The organism is Streptomyces sp. MB09-02B (assembly GCF_033794485.1).
In the GTDB taxonomy this organism is placed as follows: Bacteria; Actinomycetota; Actinomycetes; order Streptomycetales; family Streptomycetaceae; genus Streptomyces.
The window spans coordinates 1-4,445 of the sequence record NZ_JARGEE010000587.1 but is presented as its reverse complement, the minus strand read 5'-3'; the positions used below and the strand labels follow the sequence as shown (position 1 = coordinate 4,445).

The 4,445-nt window shown below is 70.1% G+C and carries 4 protein-coding genes; 1 reads left to right on the top strand and 3 read right to left on the bottom strand.

Translation table 11 applies throughout. From position 1 onward, the window contains the following. From P1P70_RS41195 to P1P70_RS41185, 3 genes are all read right to left on the bottom strand, one after another. On the bottom strand, positions 1 to 1,235 hold a 1,235-nt coding region (locus P1P70_RS41195; RefSeq protein ID WP_319247102.1), incomplete at its 3' end, for an MAB_1171c family putative transporter. Next, positions 1,232 to 1,720, bottom strand: a complete 489-nt coding sequence (locus P1P70_RS41190) for a regulator component (RefSeq protein ID WP_319247101.1) — start codon at positions 1,718 to 1,720, stop codon at positions 1,232 to 1,234. The genes P1P70_RS41195 and P1P70_RS41190, both read right to left, overlap by 4 nt. Before the next feature lie 492 nt (positions 1,721 to 2,212). Continuing rightward, positions 2,213 to 2,668 carry a helix-turn-helix transcriptional regulator gene (locus P1P70_RS41185; protein WP_319247099.1) on the bottom strand — a complete coding sequence of 152 codons (456 nt, stop codon included), beginning with the start codon at positions 2,666 to 2,668 and terminating at the stop codon, positions 2,213 to 2,215. A 682-nt stretch (positions 2,669 to 3,350) separates the two neighbouring features. On the opposite strand from P1P70_RS41185, the gene P1P70_RS41180 reads away from it, so the two are divergent. Next, positions 3,351 to 4,445, top strand: a 1,095-nt coding sequence (locus tag P1P70_RS41180) for an ATP-binding protein (protein ID WP_319247097.1), incomplete at its 3' end; no start/stop codon positions are given.

Sequence of the window (4,445 nt, the reverse complement as noted above, 5' to 3'; positions counted from 1 at the left end):
GGGCGGGTAGTGGGGGTCGTGGTGTCGTTCTGGGTGTAGGCCTGGGCTACGAGGAGCAGCCATTCGGTCTCGGCTCGGAGGTTGCCTGCGCGGGAGGGTGTTGTGGGGGCCGGAGGTTTGGCTTCGGTGTGCGGGGTGGTTCCGGTGTGTGGGGCGGTTCCGGTGTGCGGGGCGGTTCCGGTGTGTGGGGCGGTGCCGGTTCTTTTCGTGTGTACGGCCGCGCGTAGGATCGCTGCCTCCACGATCGCGTCGCCTTCCGGGGTTCCTGCCAGGCCGCGTGCGGCGACGGTGCGTTCGGCGCTTTCCTGGACGCGTGCCGAGCGGTGGGGACGGAGGGCGAGCACGCCGTCGTTGATCTCGATCACTCGGCGGTGGAGGAGGAAGTCGGAGTCGTGCACGTCCTGCGACTCCTCTGCGGCGAGGACGACTTCCGGGGTCGTGTCGGTGACGTCCTTCCACAGGAGCCCCAGCGCGGCGAACGACCGCGCCTCCCAACGACGGCGCAGGAACTGGCTGAACGGCCAGACGACCGCCGGGAGGGTGAGCCCCAGGGTGATGAGGAGGACCGCGATCGCCGGCGCCGTCACGCTGAACACACAGCGGACGGGGCTGAGGGGCGTCGAGCACCGGACGCCGTGCGGCAGAAGGTTCAGTTCGAGACCGATGGAGACCAGGCCGAACACCTTGTAGGCCGCGTACAGCAGCGCGAAGACGCAGCCGACGGCGGTGATGCGCAGTCCGACGCGTTGGCTCCTGCGGCGGGAGTGGCCGGCCTGCTTCCAGGTCTGCTTGCCGAAGTCCTTCGCGGTGACGCCGAGGTACGTGATGTAGATCAGGACGTAGAGCGCGTACAGCTGGGGTGAATCGTCGTTCAACTGGCTGGCGGTGAACAGCACCGTCATGCCGGTGACGGAGATGCCGAGGAACAGCACGCGCCGTCGGATGCTCCGCCGGGCCTCGTCGGGCTCCAGATCGAGCTGGAGCATGAACGCCAGGACAGAGGTCGCGGCGGCCAGCGTGAACGAGTTGCTGAGCAGCCGCCCGCCGTCGGGGACGACGCTCTCGACGGTGTTCTCCACGACGGACACGTACGAGCCGAAGGCACAGGCGAACGAGACGAGCAGTGCCGCCATGGCCCAGGTGCCGGTCGGCCGGTGACCGCCGCGGCCCCGGACCCAGTAGCCGGCGGCGAGCAGCAGCACGAGGGCCACGCCTGCGAACAAGAGGTCGATCATCGGCGCCGACGGCCCTTCCTGGTGGGTTCGGCGAACAGGGCCTCCCAGCGTTCGGTGCCCTTCTCGGGCTCACGGGGAGGTAACTCGCGTCCGCGGTAGATGTGTTGTCGGATGACGGTGGCCATCGTCTCGGCCTCGCGTTCGTCGTCCGTCGAGTAGCTCGTTCGTCCGTTCATCCGTTGGACGAGGGTGGGGTTGAAGCCGAGGGCGCGGAAGGTTTCGGCGTCCAGCTCCAGCGTGCCGGGGTGGTCGCAGATGATGTGGCTGACCTCGTGCGCGAGGATGTGGTTCTGGTGCAGGGCGGACGTTCCCTCCTCGTAGAAGAGGAGGTCCGCGTCGGGTGTTTCCAGGCGGATCCCGCAGGGTGCGTCGATCGCGCCGAGGGTGCTCAGCGGTCTGAGGATGATCGGACGGCCGCGCTTCTCCGCCACGGCGTCGCAGAGGTCTCGGGTGTTGAAGCGGTGCGGGAGGCGAAGCGCGTCCACGCGGTCTTCGCACGCGCGGCGTAACCGCTCGATGTCCATGTCCGGTCCTGACGTTGCTCGGGTCTGGCCGCTGACGGCGTGACCCCGTGAGGCCGGAGTGCGATCCGGGATCCCCGGCACCGAATCGCTCGAAAGCTTAGGCGAACGCGTAGGCCGGACCAAGGGAATCTCTGCGCTCTGGCGGAATGGCCGGATCTCGCGTTCGGCGGTCCTTGGGTGGCGGGATCGATGCCGTGCGGTGCCGTGCTGTGTCGGCGCCGGCACCAGTGTCGGCACCAGCGCCGGCCGGCTGCTGCGGGCTGCGGGCTGCGGGCTGCGGGCTGCGGGCTGCGGGCTGCGCCAGCAACGCAGGCGGGTCGCCCGTCGGTCGCCAGACCACTGGCCATCACCACTGACCGTCGATCTCCCACCACCGGTCGCCGGCCCCGCAGCCCTCAGCCCTGCAGAGTCGGCCCGCAGTCCCTCAGCCCTGCAGCCCCCAGCCCCCAGCCCCTAGTTATCCAGGTCCAGGTCGTGCGGAGGGGTTTGGTTCGGGAGGCCCTCCAGGATGCGGGCCTGTTCGATCACCGCTGTCACCATCTGGAGGGTCTCCGCACTGAGGCCGTTGGCCCGCAGGGCAACCGTGCGGACGTTCTGGTCCCGCATGGCGGCGAGGACGGCGATCTCCGCTCGCGTGCGCTCGGCGGCCTTCTCGTCGACGAAGTAACCGGCGGGCACACCGAAGAAGTCGGCGAGAGCCTTGATCGTGTGCCTCGTGGGGTTCTTCTTGGCGCCGGTGCGCAGTTGCTGGATGGCGCTCGCGGTGAGCCCCTTGCCCTCGCCTCCCGAGGCCTCCCGGATCCCTTCGGCGACCTCGGCGTACGTGTAGGGCCCGCGACCCGCCGGGTGGACCTCCTGGAAGAGGTGGTCCAGCAACTGCGCGAAGGTGCGCGGCTCGTCGTCTGTCACGTCCGGTACGTCCTGTCCTGATCGCCGCTGTGTCCACTCTGGTGCGTGTGAGCGCGCAACGTGGGGGCTTCTGACCAACTTTAGTTGACGATCGCCCACAACTACGGTGTACGTTCTACGGGGGTCGCTCACACCAGAGTGTTCCATGGCACCGATCGGCTGTCTTCGGCGCGGGCCATGAGAGAGCTCCCAGCCGGTGGCCGGGTTCCGCGGGGGTGGGCCCGGCCACCCCGGAGCCTGTTCGCGGCTGAGCCGCTTCCGCTTCCGATTCCGTTTCCGATTCCGCCTCCGCTTCCTTTTCCTTCTGATTCACCCGTGACGTGACGCGACGGCGCCCTGAGGCGCCTCGTTCGGCACCGGTCCCTCCCCACGTGGGGACCGGTGCCGAACGGTGCGGTGTCGATCCGCGCTTGGGGACGTGGATCGAGGGGGTGTGGCCGGGGGGGCGTCGCTGAGGGTGGCCGGAAGCGTGCGGCATGATGGATCGGATTTGCGGGCGCTACGCCGGTGGCCCTGCGGGCGCTGCACCGGCGTGGGCGGCTTGGGCCCGATCCTGCCAGTCGGGGCTGACGGGAGAGGAGGGCCCTGACGTCCGGTGACGTCGTTTCCGCAGGTCAGACCAGCAAGGCGAGTTTTCCGGTCCGGATGTCCACGTAGCGGGGGAAGGTAAGGGGTAGATGCCTTGAGTCACGACTCAGAGGCACGCACGGCCTTCGCGGAACGTCTTGCGCTGCTGTACAAGGAAGCGGGCAACCCTCCCCTCAAGAGCGTCTCCGAGTCGGTCGTCCGGCTGCAGCGGGTCGATGAGCGCGGCCGCCCCGTGCGGGTCTCGGCTCAGCGCATCAGTGACTGGCGACGGGCCCGTAACGTGCCTGCACAGTTCGCCGCCCTCGCCGCCGTCCTGCACGTGCTGATCCCCGAGGCGCGGCGGGCGCGGCCCGTTCCGGTGTCCAAGGGGCTGTACGACATGGCCCAGTGGCAGCGGCTCTGGGAGCGGGCCCTGGCCGATCCCGCCGGGGAGCGCCCGGCGGACTCCGCGGCCGGCACCGCGGCCGCCGTATCCGGTGCTGTCATGGACGAGCAGCCTCCCGGCGAGGGCTCGTCCCTTCCCGGCGGCGTCTGCCCCTACCGGGGGCTGGCCTCGTACCGGCAGCAGGACGCCCGTTGGTTCTTCGGGCGGGAGCGGAGCACCGACGCGCTCGTCGAGCAGTTGCGCGCGGCGGGGCGCACCGGCGGTCTGGTCATGCTCGTGGGTGCCTCCGGCGCCGGGAAGTCCTCCCTGCTCAACGCCGGTCTCGTACCCGCCGTCCGCGACGGTGCGCTTGAGTCGCAGGGTCACAGCAGCGGCCAAGGAAGCGCGGGGCTCGGGGGCGCGGGCCTCGGGAGCACGGGGCTCGGGAGCACGGGTTCGGCCGGTGGGCGGCCGGTCGGCGATGTGCTCCAGCTCGTGCCGGGTGCCGATCCGGTCGGGGAGTTGACCCGGCACATACCGGAACTGACGCAGGTCGTGTCCGCCGCCTACGAACCCGGTACGCCGATGTTCGCCGAGGCGGTACGAGAAGCCGTCGCGGCGTGGGCACGGCGACGCGGAACCGGGAGCCACAGCGGCACGAGCGGGCTCAACAGCCGGGAAGGCGAGGGCAACGGCAACGGCAACGGCAACGGCAACGGCAACGGCAACCGGGAAAACGGCGACGAGACCCTGGGCACTCCCGTCCCCACACCCACACCCGCTCCCGCACCCGCTCCCCCCCCTGTCCCTAAAAACCCCCTCCCC